Here is an 18167-nt window from a genome sequence, read left to right as displayed (position 1 = left end):
AGCATTGATGTAACAGCATCTAGCTTATCCCGAGATGGCCTGTCACAATGTGCGGTCATGCAGGCACGGTCGGCACTATTCGACCTGTACGGCGACCACCTCCGGCCCCGGGGTGGCCGGGCACCGGTTGCTGCCCTGGTCAAACTCCTGGCTCCGCTCGGGATCGCGCCGCCGGCCGTTCGTACCGCGGTGTCCCGCATGGTGCGACAAGGCTGGTTGGAACCGGTCAAACTGATGTCCGGCCCCGGATATTCGATCACACCCAAGGCGGGCCGCCGACTCGACGACGCCGCCTCCCGGATCTACCGCACCGGCCGGGTCACCTGGGACGGACGGTTCGACCTGCTGGTGCTCGACGCCCCGTCCGCCCGGCGGGACCGGCAACGCCTCGCCGCTAACCTCCGCTACCTCGGCTACGGCACGCTCGACGAGCAGGTCTGGGTGGCCACCCGGCCCGGCGAGGACGTCGACCTGATGCTTGACGAGGCGGGCGTACGCTTCGAGCGGTTCAGCGCCGCGCACGCCGCCGGCACCCCCGGCGCGATGGGCCTGGTCCGCCGGGCCTGGGACCTGGCCGAGATCGGCCGGGCCTACGAACAGTTCGTCGCCGAGCAGCGCGCCCTGCTGAGCGGAATCACCGCGCGCAGCGGCGACGAGGAGGCGTACGCGGCCCGATTCCGGTTGGTGCACGCGTGGCGTACCTTCCTTTTCCGAGACCCGCAGCTGCCCCCGGCGCTGCTGCCCGAGCGCTGGCCCGGCACCGCCGCGGCCAGCTTCTTCGACCGGCACGCGGCCCGGCTCCGGCCGGCGGCGGACCGGTACGTCGAGCAGTGCCTCGACGGTGGTAACCGGATGATCCGACAGAAGGAACGCCAGACGTGACCGAACTGCTCGTCGACCGCACCGATGCCGTCGTCACCCTCACCCTGAACCGCCCGTCGGCGATGAACTCGCTGAACGTGGCGCTCAAGGAGGCCCTGCGGGACACTCTCGCCGAACTGGAAGCCGACCGCAGTTGCCGGGCGGTCGTGCTGGCCGGCGCCGGCGGCTCGTTCTGTGCGGGACAGGATCTGCGCGAGCACGTGGCCACCCTCGAATCGGGTGCCGGGAAGACCCTGGACACGGTCCAGGCGCACTACAACCCGATCGCCGCCCGGCTGTCCAGCCTGCCCAAGCCGGTGGTGGCCGCCGTCCGTGGCATGGCCGCCGGGGCTGGCGCCTCGCTGGCGTTCCTGGCCGACATCCGCGTCGGTGGGCCGTCGACCAAGTTCCTGATGGCGTTCGCCAAGGTCGGTCTCGCCGCCGACACCGGCGCGTCGTGGACGCTGCCCCGGCTGGTCGGCCACGCCAAGGCCATCGAGCTGCTGATGCTCGCCGAGCCGGTGGGCGCCGACGAGGCGTGCCAGCTCGGCCTGCTCAACCGGATGGTGGACGACGACGAGGGCGTGCTGCCGGCCGCTCAGGAACTCGCCGCCCGGCTCGCCGCCGGCCCGACCGTGGCGTACGGCGCGATCAAGCGTCAGCTCTCCGTCGCCGACGCCGGCACGCTTGCCGACGCGCTGGCCGCCGAGGCGCAGGCACAGGCGATCTGCGGCGGCACCAACGACCACCGGGCGGCCACCATGGCCTTCGTCAACAAGCAGCGGCCCGTCTTCGAGGGCCGCTGAGCACGTCAGTCGTCCTCTTCCGGATCCTGGTTCGCCTCCGCGCCGAGCACGAACGCCTGCATCGACAACTCGTCGCCGGAGGGTGAGACGAAGGCGGGAAGCTCCTGCGGGCCGAGTTCCTGCACGTACGCCCAGAACAGCCGGACCGCCTCCGCCGGCGAGTCGGCCTCGATCGGCAGATCCAGGCTGACCAGCCAGGACTGTCGCTGCGGCGGGGGTCCGAGCCGCTCCACCAGGTCGCGGAAGGCCCCCGCGTCGAGGGCAGTCACCGGGCCGCCGAGGGCGAGCGTGTCGGCCGGCACCGGTTCGTCGAAGGCCCGCCGGGTGTACGTCACCACAAGCGCCTGCGGCCCACGGTCGGACTGCGGGTCGTCCGGATCCTCCGGAAGCCAGCTGGTCGGCGCGGCCACCCGGCCCACCGCCACCAGCCGCAACGGCTCGTCGGCCAGCACCGCGACCTGGTCACCGACGCGCGGCAGGGCGGCGACGTCCGCCAGGCCGGTCAACTCCAGCGTGTCGTGGTGCACGAGGCGCTCGGCGTCGTACCGGCCGGCGGGCAGGAGCACCGCCCAGGTGCCCGTACCGTCGGCCTGGCTCGCCCCGTCCACCCGGGGTGCGGTGTCGGTCGTCATGCCTCTATCCCATCACGGCCGCACCGGGCGGCACGACGTGACAGCCCGCGACGTGATCGTCGACCATCCCGGTGGCCTGCATCAGCGCGTACGCCGTGGTCGGGCCGACGAACCGGAAGCCACGCCGCTTGAGTGCCTTGGCCATCGCCGTGGAGGCGTCGGTCAAGGCCGGCACCTCTGCGAAGCTGGCCGGCCGGGGCCGACTCGGCGGCGCGAAGGACCAGAGCAGCTCGGACAGGCCCTCGGGCAACTCCAGAGCGGCCCGGGCGTTCGCGATCGCTGCTTCGATCTTGGCGCGGTTGCGGACGATGCCGGTGTCGGCGAGCAGCCTTGCCACGTCGGCCTCGCCGTAGCCGGCGACCGCGCTGATCCGGAAGTCGTCGAAGGCCCGCCGGAACGCCTGCCGCTTGCGCAGAATCGTCAGCCAGGACAACCCGGACTGGAACGCCTCCAACGTCATTCGTTCGTAGAGGGCGTCGTCTCCGCGCACCGGGCGGCCCCACTCCTCGTCGTGGTAGACCACGTAGTCGGCAGTGCCCGCGCCCCAGGGGCAGCGCGGTAGCCCGTCGGCCCCGATCACCAGCTCAGTCACGGCATCCAGGCTAGGACCACCCACCGACAGGCCGGCGGCGCGCCGTGGTGCCGGGCCGAGCGACGGTGGGACGAACTCAGGGCAGGCGACCCTGCTCGACCTGACGGGCGAAGCGTCGTAGCGCCTGGGTCAGACCGAACTTCGAGCCGGGCCAGAGCACCGGCCAGGCCACCCGGCCGGCCGGGCCACCCGGCAGATGGAACCACTCGTGCCAGACCACCTGGCTGCGCCCGCTCGCCAACGGGGTGCAGCGCAGCACCCCCGGCCCACGCAGCAGCGTGCCGCAGTGCACCACGCCGATCTCGTACGGCGCGTCCACCCGTACCACCCGCATCCGGTCCCGCAGCACGGTCGGGCCGAGCGTGGTGACCGCCTCGACCAGGCTGCCCTCGCCGCCGTCCCCCTCGACCACGCGCACCGTGGTGAACGGGATCCACTCGGACTGTCGCTCCCAGGCGAGCAGCGCCGCGAAGACCTGCTCCGCCGGGGCGTTGACGATCACGGTGGCGGTGACCTCACCGGCACCCCGTTGGGCCGCCTCGCGAAGCTCGTCCGCCGCGTCGGGGTCGGTCACGGCGACTCCGCGCGCACCGCCGACGCGCGCGGCTCCTCCTCCGCGACCCCGTCGCCCTCCTCCGCCCTGGTCGCCAGGTCCGTCTTGGCCGCTGCGTCCGCCTTGGTCGCCGGGTCCGCCTTGGTCGCCGGGTCGGTCGGCTTCGTCGTCGTGTCGTCCGGCTCGGCGTCGTGCTTGTCGAGGTCGATGTCGACCGCGCCGTCGCTGTCGCGCGTCGCCTCGGGTGCCGGGCCGCGGGCCAGGCTCGCGGACTGCTCACGGGCGCTGCGCAGGGCGTCGGCCTCGGCCGTCCGTCCCTCCCGCAGCGCGGTCACCTCGGCCTCCAGTACGCCGATCAGCTCGGTCTTGTACCCGATGTCGTACGCCGCCCGACGCATCGCCTGGTCGACCTGGGCCATCCGGTACCCGCGCAACGCGGTGTCGAAGCGCACCTCGCCGACGTCCGACTCGCGCAGTGGCCGGTCGCCGGGCAACGGCACCGCACGGCCGTCCGCCTCGGCCGGCACCAGGCCGGGATCCTGGCCGTTGACCAGGACCGTCACGCCGAACACCACCGCCGCGACGGTGACCGCCACGACCACCAGGAGCAGAAGCTGACCCATGTACTGATCGTGGCATGTCCGGCGGTGCAGAGCGACCCCTCCCGGCGTGCCGTACCGGACGGGCCCCGCCACCTGCGACCGGATAGCGTCACGGTGTCCGGCGGCGGGTCGCCGGGCGGCGTACGGCGTGAAGGAGGCGGGGTGTCCGGGGTGCTGCGGCTCGGTGGACGCACGTTCGACCCCGACGAGCTGGTGGTGATGGCGATCGTCAACCGCACTCCGGACTCGTTCTTCGACCGGGGCGCGACGTTCGCCGCCGACAGCGCTCTGCGGGCCGTGGAACGGGCCGTGGACGAGGGCGCGGAGATCGTCGACATCGGCGGGGTGAAGGCCGGCCCCGGTGCCGAGGTCGACGTGGCCGAGGAGATCCGCCGTACCGTCGACACCATCGCCGCCGTCCGGGCCGCCTTTCCCGACGTGGTGATCTCGATCGACACCTGGCGGGCCGAGGTCGCGGTGGAGGCGGTCGCGGCCGGCGCGGACCTGCTCAACGACACCTGGTCGGGGGCGGATCCGGCGCTGGCCCAGGTCGCCGCCCGCACCGGTGCCGGCCTGGTCTGCTCGCACGCCGGCGGGCTCAGTCCGCGTACCCGCCCGCACCGGGCCGCCTTCGCCGACGTGGTGACCGACGTGGTGACGACGGTGACCGGGCTCGCCGAACGTGCGGTGTCACTCGGCGTACGCCCCGACGGGATCCTCATCGACCCGGCGCACGACTTCGGCAAGAACACCCGGCACTCGCTGGAGATCACCCGGCGGCTCGGCGAACTGACCGCCACCGGTTGGCCGCTGCTGGTCGCCCTGTCGAACAAGGACTTCGTCGGCGAGACGTTGGACCTGCCGGTCGACGAGCGGCTGGAGGGCACGCTGGCCGCCACCGCGGTCTCCGCCTGGCTGGGTGCCCGGGTCTTCCGCGCCCACCAGGTACGCCCGACCCGACGCGTCCTGGACATGGTCGCCAGCATCCGGGGCAGCCGTCCACCGGCGGTCAGCCGACGAGGACTCGCCTGAGAGCCAGGGGCTCGCCTGAGCCGACAGGGCTCGTTTGAGCCCGGCGGGTCAGGTCCAGTGCAGGATCCGGCGCCGCCACGCGTAGAGCAGCCCGAGGGCGAGCACGGCCACGAAGATCGCCATCTCCACGACGGTGACCAGGCCGAAGTCCGGACGGTCGAAGATCAGCGCCCACGGGAAGAGGAAGACCGCCTCGACGGCGAAGAGAACGTACAGGTAGGCGTAGACGTAGTAGCGGATCTGCATCTGCGCCCAGTCGCCACCGACCGGGTCGACACCGCACTCGTAACTTGCCCGTTTTCCGGGTGGATCGGCTGGTCGAGCGGGCCGCAGCACCCGGTTCGCCGAGAAGGCAACTACCAAGAAGAGGACGCTGACGAGCAGCAGCAGCCCGAGCGTCGCGTACGAGCCCAGATAGCCGGTCACAGCAGGTCAGCCTACCGTCCGGTGGTCGGGGCCACGACCGGCAGCGCGGCGGTGATCTGGATTACCCGGACGGCACGAAACAGCGCAAGACGCCACATAAACCTCCACATTTCGGTCCCAGGGAACGGACCTCCGGCAAAGGTGCGAGGTCGATTCGACGTAGGCTCTCGGGTGAGGACGACGCGCCGCACCGCGGCGCGCAGCGAAGCGAGGTGCGGGCGTGACCAAGCAGATCCGCCAACTGGACCGAGTGGTCATCCGATTCGCCGGTGACTCCGGCGACGGCATGCAGCTCACCGGTGACCGGTTCACCTCGGAGACAGCCCAGTTGGGCAACGACATCTCCACGCTGCCCAACTTCCCCGCCGAGATCCGGGCGCCCGCCGGCACCCTGCCGGGCGTGTCGAGCTTCCAGGTGCACTTCGCCGACTACGACATCCTGACGCCGGGCGACGCACCGAACGTGCTGGTGGCGATGAACCCGGCGGCGCTCAAGGCGAACCTCACCGACCTGCCCCGCGGCGCGGACATCATCGTCAACACCGACGAGTTCACCAAGCGCAACCTGGCCAAGGTCGGGTACGCGAGCAGCCCGCTGGACGACGACACGCTCGACGGATACGCCGTGCACCCGGTGGCGCTGACCTCGATGACCATCGGCGCGCTGGCCGAGCTCGACGTGTCCAAGAAGGACGCCGAACGGGCCAAGAACATGTTCGCCCTCGGTTTGCTCAGCTGGATGTACTCCCGGCCGTACGAATCGACCCTGCGTTTCCTGGAGCGCAAGTTCGCCAAGCGCCCGGAACTGGTCGCGGCGAACGTGGCAGCCTTCAAGGCCGGCTGGAACTTCGGCGAGACCACCGAGGACTTCGCCGTCCGCTACGAGGTCAAGCCCGCGAAGATGCCGGCGGGCACCTACCGCAACATCACCGGCAACGCGGCGCTGTCGCTGGGCATCGTCGCCGCCGGGGTCCGTTCCGGTCTGCCGGTCTTCCTCGGGGCGTACCCGATCACTCCGGCCTCGGACATCCTGCACGAGTTGAGCAAGCACAAGCGCCTCGGCGTGACCACCATGCAGGCCGAGGACGAGATCGCCGCGATCGGTGCCGCGCTGGGAGCGTCGTACGGTGGTGCGCTCGGTGTGACCACGACCAGCGGTCCGGGGGTGGCTCTCAAGAGCGAGACGATCTCGCTGGCGGTGGCCCTGGAGTTGCCGCTGCTCATCGTCGACGTGCAGCGGGCCGGACCGTCCACCGGCATGCCGACCAAGACCGAGCAGGCCGACCTGAACATCGCGCTGTTCGGTCGGCACGGCGAGGCCCCGGTGGCGGTGATCGCCCCGAAGTCGCCCTCCGACTGCTTCTACGCCGCGCTGGAGGCGGCCCGGATCGCGCTGACGTACCGCACTCCGGTGATCCTGCTGTCGGACAACTACGTCGCCAACGGCTCCGAGCCGTGGCTGCTGCCGGACGTGGAGTCGCTGCCCGACCTGCGGGTCGAGTTCGCCACCGCGCCCAACGGCGAGGACGGCACCACCTTCCTGCCGTACCTGCGTGACCCGCAGACCCTGGCCCGGCCGTGGGCCATCCCGGGCACGCCCGGCCTTGAGCACCGCATCGGCGGTCTGGAGAAGGCCGACAAGACCGGCGACATCTCGTACGACCCGGCCAACCACGACTTCATGGTGCGTACCCGGGCCGCCCGGATCGAGACCATCCCGGTGCCGGACGTCGAGGTGGAGGATCCCGACGGCGACGCCCGGGTGCTGGTGCTCGGCTGGGGCTCGACGTACGGCCCGATCGGCGCGGCCTGCCGGGGCCTGCGCCAGCGCGGACTGCCGGTCGCGCAGGCGCACCTGCGACACCTCGCGCCGATGCCGGCGAACCTGGGCGCGGTGCTGCGCTCCTACGACCGGGTGGTCATCCCCGAGATGAACCTCGGCCAGCTCGCCCACGTGATCCGGGCGCGCTACCTGGTCGACGCGATCGGCTACAACCAGGTCCGCGGCCTGCCGTTCACCGCCGCCGAGCTGGAGACGATGCTGGAAGAGGTCCTGAAGAATGTCTGAGCCCGTCGCCCTCAAGCTCACCGCCAAGGACTTCAAGTCCGACCAGGAGGTGCGCTGGTGCCCCGGCTGCGGTGACTACGCGATCCTCGCGGCCGTCCAGCAGTTCATGCCGGAGCTGAACATCCCCCGGGAGAACATCGTCTTCGTCTCGGGCATCGGCTGCTCGTCGCGGTTCCCGTACTACATGAACACGTACGGCATGCACTCGATCCACGGCCGGGCCCCGGCGATCGCCACCGGCCTGTCGGTCTCCCGTCCGGACCTGTCGGTCTGGGTGGTGACCGGTGACGGTGACGCGCTCTCCATCGGCGGCAACCACCTGATCCACGCGCTGCGCCGCAACGTCAACCTCAAGATCCTGCTGTTCAACAACCGGATCTACGGCCTGACCAAGGGGCAGTACAGCCCGACCTCCGAGGTCGGCAAGATCACCAAGTCGACCCCGGTCGGCTCGGCGGACGCGCCGTTCAACCCGATCTCGCTGGCGCTGGGTGCGGAGGCCACCTTCGTTGGCCGGACCATCGACTCCGACCGCAAGCACCTCCAGTCGGTGCTGCGCGCCGCCGCCGAGCACGAGGGCTCGGCGTTCGTGGAGATCTACCAGAACTGCAACATCTTCAACGACGGGGCGTTCGACCAGCTCAAGGACCCGGGCATCCGGGACGATCACCTGATCCGCCTGGAGCACGGCCAGCCGATCACCTTCGGCAAGGACGGGCAGTTCTGCGTCGTACACCCGCCTGGTGGGTTCGGTCTGGAGGTCCGCGAGACCGCGAGCACCCCGGCCGAGGAGATCGTCGTGCACGACGCGGGCGTCGCCGACCCGGCGTACGCGTTCGCGCTGTCCCGGCTGCCCGGCTTCGACCTGCGCAACACCCCGATCGGGGTGTTCCGCTCGGTGGCCCGGCCGTCCTACGACAGTGTGGTGCAGGCGCAGGTCGCCGAGGCGAAGGCGAGCGTCACCGAGACCCCCGAGCAGCAGCTCGCCGGCCTGTTGGGCAGCGGCGACACCTGGACCATCGTCGGCTGACGACCGCAGCGAAGGGCGGGGCGTTCCTCTCGGAACGCCCCGTCCCTGCGTTCGGCCGCCCTGCCGGGGTCAGGGCAGGGTGTTGGCGGTGGGCCGGTCGTCGCGTACGTGGACCAGCATGTCGCCGGTCTCGACGACCGCGCCCGCCTGGTCCGCCAGGGTGACCACCTTGCCACGCCGGACCAGTGCGATCACCAACGATTCCAGCTCGCGGGGATTCCGGCCGACCTCGTGCCGCTCGGCCGACCGCATGGCCAACGCCATACCCTGACCGGGGGTCAGCAGATCCTCCACCACGTCGATCAGCGGTGGCGCGGAGGTGGACAGCCCGAGCAGCCGACCGGCGGTGGCCGAAGAGACGATCACGTGGTGCGCACCGCTCTGCTTGAGCAGCGGAGCGTTCTCCGCCTCCCGGGCGGCGGCGATGATCCGCACCTGACCGGCGGTGAGCTGACGCACGGTCAACGCGACCAGCACGGAGGCGTCATCACTGTCGGTCGCGATGATCACCGCTTTGGCGGTCCGCACATGGGCCTGGTTGAGCACCGAGGACCGGGTCGCCGAGCCTTCGATCGCCACCAACCCGTTCGAGGTGGCCTGCCGCAACGCCGCCCCGCTGCGCTCCACCACGACGATCCTGGACTTGTCGAGCCCGTTCTCCTGGAGCGCCGAGATGGCGCTGCGACCCTTGGTGCCGTAGCCGCAGATGATGACGTGGTCCTTCAATTTCCTCTCCCACCGGTGCAGGCGACGTCCGGTCCGGTACTGCTCGGTCAGCACCTCCAGGGTGGTGCCGACCAGGATGATCAGGAACAGCACCCGGGCCGGGGTGATCAGCAGGACGTTCACCAGCCGAGCGCTCTGGGAGGCCGGCACGATGTCGCCGTAGCCGGTGGTCGACAACGAGACCACCGCGTAGTAGAAGCAGTCCAGCAGGGTCAAGCCGTCGTCGTTGATGTCGCGGTACTGGTCCCGTTCGAGATAGACCGCCGCGACCACGATCAACACCAGCCCGACGGCGGCGGCCAACCGTAGGCTCAACGCGCTCAGCGGGCCACGCCGCTGCGCGGGAAAATGGATCACCGCGGGACCTGCCCCGCCTCCGTCGCCTGCACGAGCACAACATAGCCCTTGGTCGGCAATCCGCACGCCGAGGTGCCCAAGCACCTGCTCTGCGGGTACGCAGTGCAGTTGGGTGGGCGGTGCAGGCGGGCGAGCGGGACGGCGTCGGCGACGCCGGCCGGGCATGATGGGTGGGTCAGCGCAGGACCGGCGAGAGTGAGGCCCGCATGTCGTTACTGCGACGGGTGATCGGCGTAGTGCTGCGCCGGGAACGCCAACGCCAAGGCCTGACGCTACGTGAGGTCGCCCGGGCCGCCGGAGTCTCCGTGCCCTACCTGTCCGAGGTGGAACGGGGGCGCAAGGAGGCGTCGTCCGAGGTGCTCGCGGCCGTCTGCCGCGCGCTCGGCCTCTACCTCTCCGACCTTCTCGAAGCGGTACGCGACGACCTGCGCCGGGTCGAACGCCGGATGCCCTCCACCCCGCTGGGTACGGCACCGCTCGGCAGCCAACCGCCTCCCGGCCGGCACGCCGGCGGCTCGGTGATCTCGTCCACCCGGTCCGCCTCCGGCGGCACCCCGAGCCCGGTCGCCCGACTCGGCGCGGTCGGATCCCATGCATCCTCGGGTTGGCTCAACGCCACCGGTGGGCTGGCGGGCTCCAGCAGTGGGCTTGCCGGCACCAGCGGTGGGCTTGCCGGCACCGTCGGGAACGAACTCGCCGGGTTGCCGTTCGGCGGGTTCGCACCCGTGGGCGGCGTCAGTGGAGGCCTGCGGATCACGGTGTTCACCGACCGACTCGACACCGAGGCGGACCAGCATGGTCGAGTGGTCGCCCGTGGTGCGCTGCGTCGCCCGGCAACGGTCACCAGGCCCAGCGGCAGCGCGCTGCGCCGAGCCCGACGGATGCGGTCCGCCGCGCTGACGGTCCGGTTGCTGCGTACGCCCTTCCGCTCCGACAGCCGCCCCCGGAACACCTCCCGGCGTGGGGGACGACCCGCAGGTCACCTCGTTCCCGGCGTACTCACCCCACTGCTCCGCTCGTCGCGCGACCTCGCCCACCACTAGACGTTCTGCCGAAGGCGGCGCCCCAGGGCCGTTCTGCCGAGGGCGAATCTGCCCCGGGCAGAACCACTGGGAGCCGGGTCCTGGTCCGGTCCAGCCTTGTGAAGGTGCCGGTTCCCGGGCGGTCGTCTCGCCCACCGGCGACGGGAGAGGTGGACGAGATGATCACCATGCTGGACGACGGGCAGCGGACCTTCGGCGACCAGGTGTTCGAGCGGCTGTTGCGGGAGCGGATCGTCTTCCTCGGCAGCGAGGTGACCGACGAGGCCGCCAACCGGATCACCGCGCAGATCCTGCTGCTCGCGGCCGAGGACTCGACCCGCGACATCCGCCTCTACATCAACTCCCCCGGCGGCTCGGTCAGCGCCGGCATGGCTGTCTACGACACCATGCGCTTCGTGCCCAACGACGTGTCGACCCTGGCGCTCGGGCTGGCCGGCTCGATGGGCCAGTTCCTGCTCTGCGCCGGTACCGCCGGCAAGCGGTACGCCCTGCCACACACCCGGATCCTGATGCACCAGCCCTCGGGCGGCATGGGTGGCACCGCCTCCGACATCACCATCCAGGCGGAGAACATGCTGCACGTGAAGCGGACCATGCAGGAACTGATCGCCCGCCACAGCGGGCGCGACCTGACCGAGATCCAGCAAGACTGGGACCGCGACCGCTGGTTCACCGCCGAACAGGCCCGCACCTACGGCCTGATCGACCACGTCCTCACCACCACCACCCAAATCCCCACCCCCTAACCCCCCTCCCACCCCTCCCCACCCGCCCTCGCCGCGCCGCGCCGCGGCCGCCCGCCCGACCGCCGCTTCGCTTCGTCGATCTTGCACTTCTGGTCGTCGAAATGCCCGAGTTGACACCACTTGCCGCGACAGTAAGTGCAAGATCGACGAGGTCGGTCAGCGTTGGGGTGGGGTGGGGTGGGGTGGGCGAGGGCGGGCGGGGCGGGGCGGGGAGGGCGGCTGGGGGCGCCGGATGGCGCGTACCACGACGTCGTTCAGGGTGATCTCCCCGCGCGGGCCGGTGAGGGTGCGCTGACTCTCCTCTGCGGTGAGGATCTCCCATTCCGTCTCGTCCAGACGCGCCGTGATGGCTGCGGCGGTCGCCGACGCCTCGGCGGGCGGACGCTCTCCGACCTGGTGGCCATGCCCGTGCCCCCGGTCATGGCCATGACCTTGCTCATGGCCGTCACCCCGCTCATGGCCAGGGTCTCCGTGGCCCCGGCCCTGGTCGGGGCCAGGGCCAGGGTCGGGGCCAGGGCCAGGGCCAGGGTCGGGGTCGGCGGAGGGGTGCAGGTGGCCGACGATCAGCAGGGTGCCGGCTGGCGCCACCCATTCCGCGAGTCGGTCGTAGAACTCCAGTTGCGGCATCGCCGGATGGGCGTAGTGGGTGGTGACCAAATCGAAGCGTGTCTGCGGCACCCAGCGACTCAGGTCCGCCTCGATCCACGTCAGGCGTTCGGAAACCCCACTCGCCGCTGCGCGTTCGGCGGCGCGGGTGAGTGCCTCGGAGGAGATGTCAGCGGCGGTCACCTGCCAGCCCTGCGAGGCGAGCCAGATCGCCTCGGCACCGGCCCCGCATCCGGCGTCCAACGCCGTACCCGGTGCCAGGGCGCCGATCTCACGCATCAGATAGGGGTTCGGCGGCTTGCTGCTCATGGAGCCGGGACGGCCACCATCACCCTGCCGCCAGTGCTGCTCCCAGTACGCCTTGTCGAAGTCGTGCGCCACAGCCAGTCCCCCGCTCCTGTCGTCAGGTCCGACGATGGTGACAGCCGCAGGGCAGATCGCCAAATTTTCTTGCCAGTCCAGCAAAGGCTGTCCGAGTCGCGCTGCTCACGGGACACCGACTGCCTAACCTTTTTGTGCTGTTTGTCGGTCGCCTGACGGTGCATTGGCAGAGGATTTTCTCAACTGCTCAGGCTGAAGTGCGGTGCTCCCGGCCACGATGACCCGGCCCGGGTGCGCCTGAGCCGACGTCGGATTGCGAGGTGGCGGTGGGTTCTGAAGAGCCGGCCGAGTCACCGCGCCAGAACGGGCACCACGCCATGTCCGCCCACGAGGTGGTGCTCCTGCTCGAAACGGACCCGCGCCGTGGGTTGAGCACGGACGAGGCCGCGCGACGCCTGGAACGGTACGGGCGCAACCTGCTGCCTGCCGCCGGGGGCGGCGGCTTCCTGCGCCGGGCGCTGCGGCAGTTCCACAATCCGCTCATCTACGTGTTGATGGCGGCTGCGGTGATCACCGCGTTCCTCCACGAGTACGTGGACGCCAGCGTCATCTTCGGCGTCGTGCTGGTCAACGCTGTCGTCGGGTATGTGCAGGAATCCAAGGCGGAGGCGGCGCTGGACAGCTTGCGCTCGATGGTGCGCACCGAGGCGCGGGTGGTGCGGGCGGGGCAGGAGCGGATGATCGCCTCAGAGGAACTGGTTCCCGGGGATCTGATCGTCCTGGAGGCGGGCGACAAGGTGCCGGCGGATCTGCGCCTGGTCCGCCTGGCCGAACTTCGGGTGGACGAGTCGGCGCTGACCGGCGAGTCGGTTCCGGTCACCAAGGACGAGGCGGAACTGCCCGAGGTGACCGCCGTGTCGGACCGGCGCAACATGGTCTACTCGGGCACGCTGGTCACGGCGGGCGGTGGTGCCGGCATCGCGGTGGCCACCGGCACCGAGACCGAGTTGGGGCAGATCCACCGGCTGGTCGGCGCGGCCGACAACCTGGCGACCCCGCTGACCAGCAAGCTTGCCTGGTTCAGCAAGGTGCTGACGGTGGCCATCCTCGTCCTGGCGGCGATGACCTTCGGTGTCGGTGTGCTGCGCGGCCAGGACGCGACCGAAACCTTCACCGCGGCCATCGCGCTGGCGGTGGGGGCGATTCCGGAAGGACTGCCGGCGGCCGTCACCGTCACGTTGGCCATCGGCGTGACGCGGATGGCGCGGCGGCGGGCGGTGATTCGCCGCCTGCCGGCGATCGAGACGCTGGGAAGCACCACGGTCATCTGTTCCGACAAGACGGGCACCCTGACCGAGAACCAGATGACGGTACGGGTGCTCTGGACGCCGGACGGCGAGTTCACCGTGATCGGCTCGGGCTACCGCCCCGAGGGAGAGATCTGTGGCCCCTCCGGTGCGGTGGCCGACGAGGCGACGAGCGAGTCCCTGCGCTGGACTCTGCTGGCGGGCGCTGGCTGCAACGACGCCCGGGTACGCGAGGAGAACGGCGAGTGGGTCATCACCGGCGATCCGACCGAGGGGGCGATGCTTGTGGTCGCCGGGAAGGGCGGGATCGACCGCGACCGGCTCGACAACGCCTTGCCGCGTACCGCCACGATCCCGTTCAACTCTGAGCGGCAGTACATGGCCACCCTGCACCGCGAACCCGACTCCGGGCGCGAGGTCGTGCTGGCCAAAGGCAGCGTGGAGCAGATCGTGTCGATGTGCCGTACGGAGATGAGCGGCGACGGGACGACCCGCCCGCTCGACACCGAGGCGGCCCTGCGCTGCGCAGAAGGGCTGTCCAGCCAGGGGCTCCGGGTGCTCGCGACAGCCGTACGTCGGGACGGGCGGTCCGGCGACTTCAACGAAGATCACCTGCCCGGCACGCTGACCCTGACGGGCCTGCAGGCGATGCTGGATCCGCCCAGGAGTGCCGCCGTGCCCGCGGTGCGCGCCTGTCACGACGCCGGGATCGGCGTGAAGATGATTACCGGGGATCATGCGGCGACGGCCACTGCCATCGCCACGAACCTCGCCATTCTCGGTGACGACCAGCAGGGAAGGGTGCTCACCGGCAGAGACCTGCAGACACTGCCGGCCGAGCGGTTCGCGGAGACGGTGGACCGCGCCACGGTGTTCGCGCGCGTGTCCCCGGAGCAGAAGCTGCGGCTGGTCGAGACGCTCCAGCGGCGCGGGCACGTGGTCGCGGTGACCGGCGACGGGGTGAACGACGCCCCGGCGTTGCGTCAGGCCAACATCGGCATCGCCATGGCGCGTACCGGAACCGAGGTGGCCAAGGATGCCGCCGACATGGTGCTGACCGACGACGACTTCGCCACCATCGAGGCCGCGGTCGAGGAGGGCCGCGGGGTCTTCGACAACCTCATCAAGTTCATCGTCTGGACGCTGCCGACGAACCTCGGTGAAGGGTTGGTCATCTTCGTGGCCATCATTCTGGGCGCGACCCTTCCGCTGCTACCGACCCAGATCCTGTGGATCAACATGACCACCGCCGTTCTGCTCGGCCTGATGCTCGCCTTCGAGCCGAAGGAGAGCGGCATCATGCGACGGCCGCCCCGCGACCCCCGACGACCACTGTTGACCGGCGCTCTCGTGGCCCGGATCGCCCTGGTGGCCGCGCTGCTCGTGGCCGGCGCCTGGCTGCTGTTCGAGTGGGAGCAGCGTCGGGGCGCCGGTGTGGCCGAAGCACGGACGGCAGCGCTCAACCTCTTCGTCGTGGTGGAGATGCTCTACCTGTTCAGCTGCCGTTCGCTCGTGCGTTCCGCCTGGCGCATCGGCTTCTTCACCAACCGCTGGGTCCTCGGCGGCGTACTGCTGCAGGCCCTGGCCCAGCTCGCCATCACCTACCTGCCGGCGATGAACAGCATCTTCGACACCGCGCCGATCGGCGGTGACGTCTGGCTGCGCATCTTCGCGGTCGGGGCCGCCGCCGCAGCCGTGGCCGCGCTCGACAAGCGACTCCGAAGGCACCTCGTCTGAGCCGTGGGATGGCAGTTCCGGTCGCTGTTCGATGTCGGCGCGCTTCCAGCCCTTACGGGCGGTCACGATGGCCCGATGCCGACGTCCCGGGCGAGCAACGCCGCCTGCACGCGGTCGGCGACACCGAGCTTTCCGAGGATCGCCGAGACCTGGTTCCGGATGGTCTTCGTGCTCAGCCCGAACCGGCGGGCGATCTGGGCATTGTCCTCACCAGCGGCCAGGTGCGCCAGGATGTCCCGTTCGCGCGGGGTGAGCCGGTCGAACGGCGGCGGCAGGCTGACCGTTGCCGGCTGTGCCCGACCCAACGCGGCGGCGGTGATCCCCGGCCCCAGCACCACGCCCCCACCGGCCACGGTCCGCAGCGCATCGACCACCAGATCGGGGTCGGTGTCCTTGAGCAGGTAGCCCCGGGCACCGACCCGCAGGGCACGGGCGACCAGTTCGTCCTCGTCGGCCATGGTCAGCATCACGACTGCGGTCTCCGGGCGGTGCCGCAGGATCTGACCGACCGCCTGCACGCCGTCGCCGTCCGGCAGGGCGATGTCCATCGCCACGACGGTGACCTGTTCGTGCGCGACCGCGGCGATCGCCTCGGCGCAGGAGGCCGCTTCCAGCACCTCCGCCACCCAGGACTCGCCCTCCAGCATCGTGCGCAAGCCACGGCGTACCACCGGATGGTCGTCGACGATGAGCACGCGGGCCTGTTCCGACATGCCTACCCCTCTCCCGCGCTTCGGCGGCTATTCGTCCTCGACCCAGGGCAGCCGGACCCGCACCAGGGTCCCACCCTGCGCCCCGGCGGTGATCTCGCAGCTGCCGCCGAGTTCCGCCGCCCGGTGGTGGAACGAGTCCAGACCCACCCCGCCGGGCCGCGGACCGGCCAGTCCGACCCCGTCGTCGGCCACCTCCACCAGCAGGGCGTCGCCGCGACTGACCCGGACCTCGCATCGGCTGGCGTGGGCATGGCGTACCACGTTGGACAGCGCCTCGGCCACTATCCGGTACGCCGCCACCTCCACCGCCGCGGGCAGGGTCCGCAGGTCACCGTCGACCGTGAGGTCTATCCCGAGCTGCGGGCCGTCGAAGCGCCGGCACTCCGCCCGCAGCGCCGACTCCAGACCCTGGTCCAGCGCGGCCGGCCGCAACTGGTCCACCAGCCGACGTACCTCGGCGGTGCAGGTACGCAGGTCGTCGGCGAGCCGGTCGAGGATCAGCTCCAGCCGCGGCGTCCCGGTGGCGAGCTTGCTCGCCGCGCGTACCTGCATCGACATGCCGGCGAAGGTGGGACCGAGCCCGTCGTGCAGGTCCCGACGTAGCCGGCGGCGTTCCTCCTCCCGCGCCAGCACCAGTCCCTCCCGCGCCTGGCGGAGCTGACGGATCAGCCGGGCGGTCGCCACCGCCGCGGTGGCCTGCCGGGCCACGTCGGTGAGGATCCGACGCTCCATCGGGGTGAACCGGTCACCGGTACGGCGGTGGGCCACCACCAGCTGACCGACCCGGTCGCCGTGGATGAGCATGTCGAAACGCTCCACCGAGGTGGTCGGCGTGCCGTGCGCCGCGCCGCCGTCCGGCAGGTCACCTCCGTCGGCGTCGTCCACCTCGACCGACACGTACGGCACCCGCAGTGACCTGGCGATGGTGTCGGCAAGCAGCGCCGGCACCGCGTGCGGCTGTCCGGTCCGTTCCAGCAGGCTGCCGAGCCGGGTCAGCATCGCGTACGGATCGTCGCGGTCGCCGTAGAGCAGCCGGTTGACGCCTCGCTGCACCCGACCGCGCAGCGGCTCGAAGGTGATCGCGATCAGGCCGGTGGCGACCAGGGAGGCGTTCGAGGTGTCCGGGCCGACGACCAGGTCCCGCAGCAGCGCGACGATGGCCACGAAGCCGGCGATCACCAGCAGGCTCATCACCAGCCAGACCAACGTCCGGTTGATCACGCGTTCCAGCTGGTAGAGCCGGTAACGCAGCACGGCGAGGGTCATCGCGCCCGGAATCGCGACCACCATCAGCGCCCAGGCCCCGGCCAGGTTGAGCGCGTCGAGCACGCCGCCCAGCAGGAACAGGGCACCCGCCACCAGCAGGCAGGCCAGCTGCTGACGGGTCTGGCCCGTCGCGCGGTGCCAGCGTCCGGCCAGCGACACCAGGACCGCCACCACCAGCAGCACCTGTACGACGATCGCCAGCAGGGCGACGCGTACCCACAGTTGCGCCCGCCCGGTCGCCGCCAGCTCACCGGTGAGCAGCAGGCCGCGCGGATCGTCGAGAGCGGCGACGGCGAATGCGCCGGTGGTCAGGCCACCGGCTCCGATGAGGCCGGCCGCCACCACGCGCCAGCGCGGGCCGGGAAGCTTGCCGTCGGGGAAGACCAGCAGGGCCAGGATGACCAGGGTGTACGGCGGCCACCAGAGCCACTGGCCCAGCCAGGCCAACGGCAGCCACGACGACCAGCTCAGCGCCAGCACCGCGACCGTGGCGACCAGGCCGGCGGCGAGCATCAGCCGGCCCACCGGGTGACCCGGCACCCCGGCCAGCACCAGGGCACCGAGTGCGGTGAACGCGGCGGCGAAGACCGCGGTCAGCGTGCTGGGGCCGAACAGCAGCGGGTCCCGCTGAAGAAGTTGGCCGACCAGGACGAGTAGCGCCACCGCCACCGCCGCACCGGCCAGCAGGCCGCGTCGAGTCGTTGTGGATCCCTCAGCGGGCGTCACGGTCGGCCTCCTGGTCG

17 protein-coding genes are annotated in these 18167 nt (G+C 71.0%); 8 read left to right on the top strand and 9 right to left on the bottom strand.

Annotation, left to right across the window (positions count from 1 at the left end; all coding sequences use genetic code 11):
* Positions 1-57: 57 nt before the first annotated feature.
* Positions 58-882: a PaaX family transcriptional regulator gene (locus EG812_RS14090; RefSeq protein WP_013731407.1), complete on the top strand. Its 825-nt coding sequence runs from the start codon at positions 58-60 to the stop codon at positions 880-882.
* The gene (locus EG812_RS14085; RefSeq protein WP_126711799.1) at positions 879-1667 is read left to right on the top strand and encodes an enoyl-CoA hydratase-related protein; all 789 of its coding nucleotides are present in this window, start codon (positions 879-881) and stop codon (positions 1665-1667) included. The genes EG812_RS14090 and EG812_RS14085 overlap by 4 nt, the downstream gene beginning before the upstream one ends.
* A gap of 5 nt (positions 1668-1672) precedes the next feature.
* On the opposite strand, the gene EG812_RS14080 is transcribed toward EG812_RS14085, so the two are convergent.
* The 4 genes from EG812_RS14080 to EG812_RS14065 form a co-directional block, all read right to left on the bottom strand.
* A complete protein-coding gene (locus EG812_RS14080) occupies positions 1673-2299 on the bottom strand; it encodes a hypothetical protein (protein WP_013731405.1) in 627 nt (208 codons plus the stop codon).
* Positions 2300-2303: 4 nt separating this feature from the next.
* Entirely contained in the window at positions 2304-2891 is a 588-nt protein-coding gene (locus EG812_RS14075) for a DNA-3-methyladenine glycosylase I (RefSeq protein WP_126711798.1), read from the bottom strand.
* Positions 2892-2967: 76 nt separating this feature from the next.
* Positions 2968-3465, bottom strand: a complete 498-nt coding sequence (locus EG812_RS14070) for an SRPBCC family protein (RefSeq protein WP_013731403.1) — start codon at positions 3463-3465, stop codon at positions 2968-2970.
* Positions 3462-4067, bottom strand: a complete 606-nt coding sequence (locus EG812_RS14065; RefSeq protein WP_013731402.1) for a DivIVA domain-containing protein — start codon at positions 4065-4067, stop codon at positions 3462-3464. Before EG812_RS14065 ends, EG812_RS14070 begins: the two co-directional genes overlap by 4 nt.
* A 141-nt stretch (positions 4068-4208) precedes the next feature.
* Between EG812_RS14065 and folP the strand changes: the two genes are divergently transcribed.
* The gene (gene folP / locus EG812_RS14060) at positions 4209-5078 is read left to right on the top strand and encodes a dihydropteroate synthase (protein ID WP_126711797.1); all 870 of its coding nucleotides are present in this window, start codon (positions 4209-4211) and stop codon (positions 5076-5078) included.
* Positions 5079-5126: 48 nt separating this feature from the next.
* Here folP and ndhC read toward each other — a convergent pair whose 3' ends face one another.
* Positions 5127-5504 (bottom strand): NADH-quinone oxidoreductase subunit A, encoded by a 378-nt coding sequence (gene ndhC / locus EG812_RS14055; RefSeq protein WP_013731400.1) that lies wholly within the window; start codon positions 5502-5504, stop codon positions 5127-5129.
* A gap of 220 nt (positions 5505-5724) precedes the next feature.
* On the opposite strand from ndhC, the gene EG812_RS14050 reads away from it, so the two are divergent.
* Both EG812_RS14050 and EG812_RS14045 read left to right on the top strand, forming a co-directional pair.
* A complete protein-coding gene (locus tag EG812_RS14050; protein WP_013731399.1) occupies positions 5725-7572 on the top strand; it encodes a 2-oxoacid:acceptor oxidoreductase subunit alpha in 1848 nt (615 codons plus the stop codon).
* A complete protein-coding gene (locus EG812_RS14045) occupies positions 7565-8602 on the top strand; it encodes a 2-oxoacid:ferredoxin oxidoreductase subunit beta (RefSeq protein ID WP_013731398.1) in 1038 nt (345 codons plus the stop codon). Before EG812_RS14050 ends, EG812_RS14045 begins: the two co-directional genes overlap by 8 nt.
* A gap of 69 nt (positions 8603-8671) precedes the next feature.
* On the opposite strand, the gene EG812_RS14040 is transcribed toward EG812_RS14045, so the two are convergent.
* Positions 8672-9685, bottom strand: a complete 1014-nt coding sequence (locus EG812_RS14040) for a potassium channel family protein (protein ID WP_013731397.1) — start codon at positions 9683-9685, stop codon at positions 8672-8674.
* 206 nt (positions 9686-9891) lie between these two features.
* On the opposite strand from EG812_RS14040, the gene EG812_RS30255 reads away from it, so the two are divergent.
* Both EG812_RS30255 and EG812_RS14030 read left to right on the top strand, forming a co-directional pair.
* Positions 9892-10728: a helix-turn-helix domain-containing protein gene (locus tag EG812_RS30255; RefSeq protein WP_502697189.1), complete on the top strand. Its 837-nt coding sequence runs from the start codon at positions 9892-9894 to the stop codon at positions 10726-10728.
* Between the two features lie 158 nt (positions 10729-10886).
* Complete coding sequence (locus EG812_RS14030) at positions 10887-11474, top strand: ClpP family protease (protein WP_013731395.1); 588 nt, start codon at positions 10887-10889, stop codon at positions 11472-11474.
* A gap of 156 nt (positions 11475-11630) precedes the next feature.
* Here the strand turns inward: EG812_RS14030 and EG812_RS29595 are convergent, their stop codons facing one another.
* A complete protein-coding gene (locus EG812_RS29595; protein ID WP_233579483.1) occupies positions 11631-12461 on the bottom strand; it encodes a class I SAM-dependent methyltransferase in 831 nt (276 codons plus the stop codon).
* Between the two features lie 317 nt (positions 12462-12778).
* Between EG812_RS29595 and EG812_RS14015 the strand changes: the two genes are divergently transcribed.
* Entirely contained in the window at positions 12779-15445 is a 2667-nt protein-coding gene (locus EG812_RS14015) for an HAD-IC family P-type ATPase (protein ID WP_126711916.1), read from the top strand.
* Between the two features lie 62 nt (positions 15446-15507).
* Here the strand turns inward: EG812_RS14015 and EG812_RS14010 are convergent, their stop codons facing one another.
* Together EG812_RS14010 and EG812_RS14005 are read right to left on the bottom strand one after the other, a co-directional pair.
* The gene (locus EG812_RS14010) at positions 15508-16158 is read right to left on the bottom strand and encodes a response regulator (RefSeq protein WP_013731392.1); all 651 of its coding nucleotides are present in this window, start codon (positions 16156-16158) and stop codon (positions 15508-15510) included.
* A gap of 27 nt (positions 16159-16185) precedes the next feature.
* Positions 16186-18150 (bottom strand): sensor histidine kinase, encoded by a 1965-nt coding sequence (locus EG812_RS14005; protein ID WP_126711796.1) that lies wholly within the window; start codon positions 18148-18150, stop codon positions 16186-16188.
* Positions 18151-18167: the final 17 nt, after the last annotated feature.

Source organism: Verrucosispora sp. FIM060022 (assembly GCF_003977705.1).
In the GTDB taxonomy this organism is placed as follows: Bacteria; Actinomycetota; Actinomycetes; order Mycobacteriales; family Micromonosporaceae; genus Micromonospora; species Micromonospora gifhornensis.
This window is presented reverse-complemented; position numbering and strand designations above follow the sequence as displayed.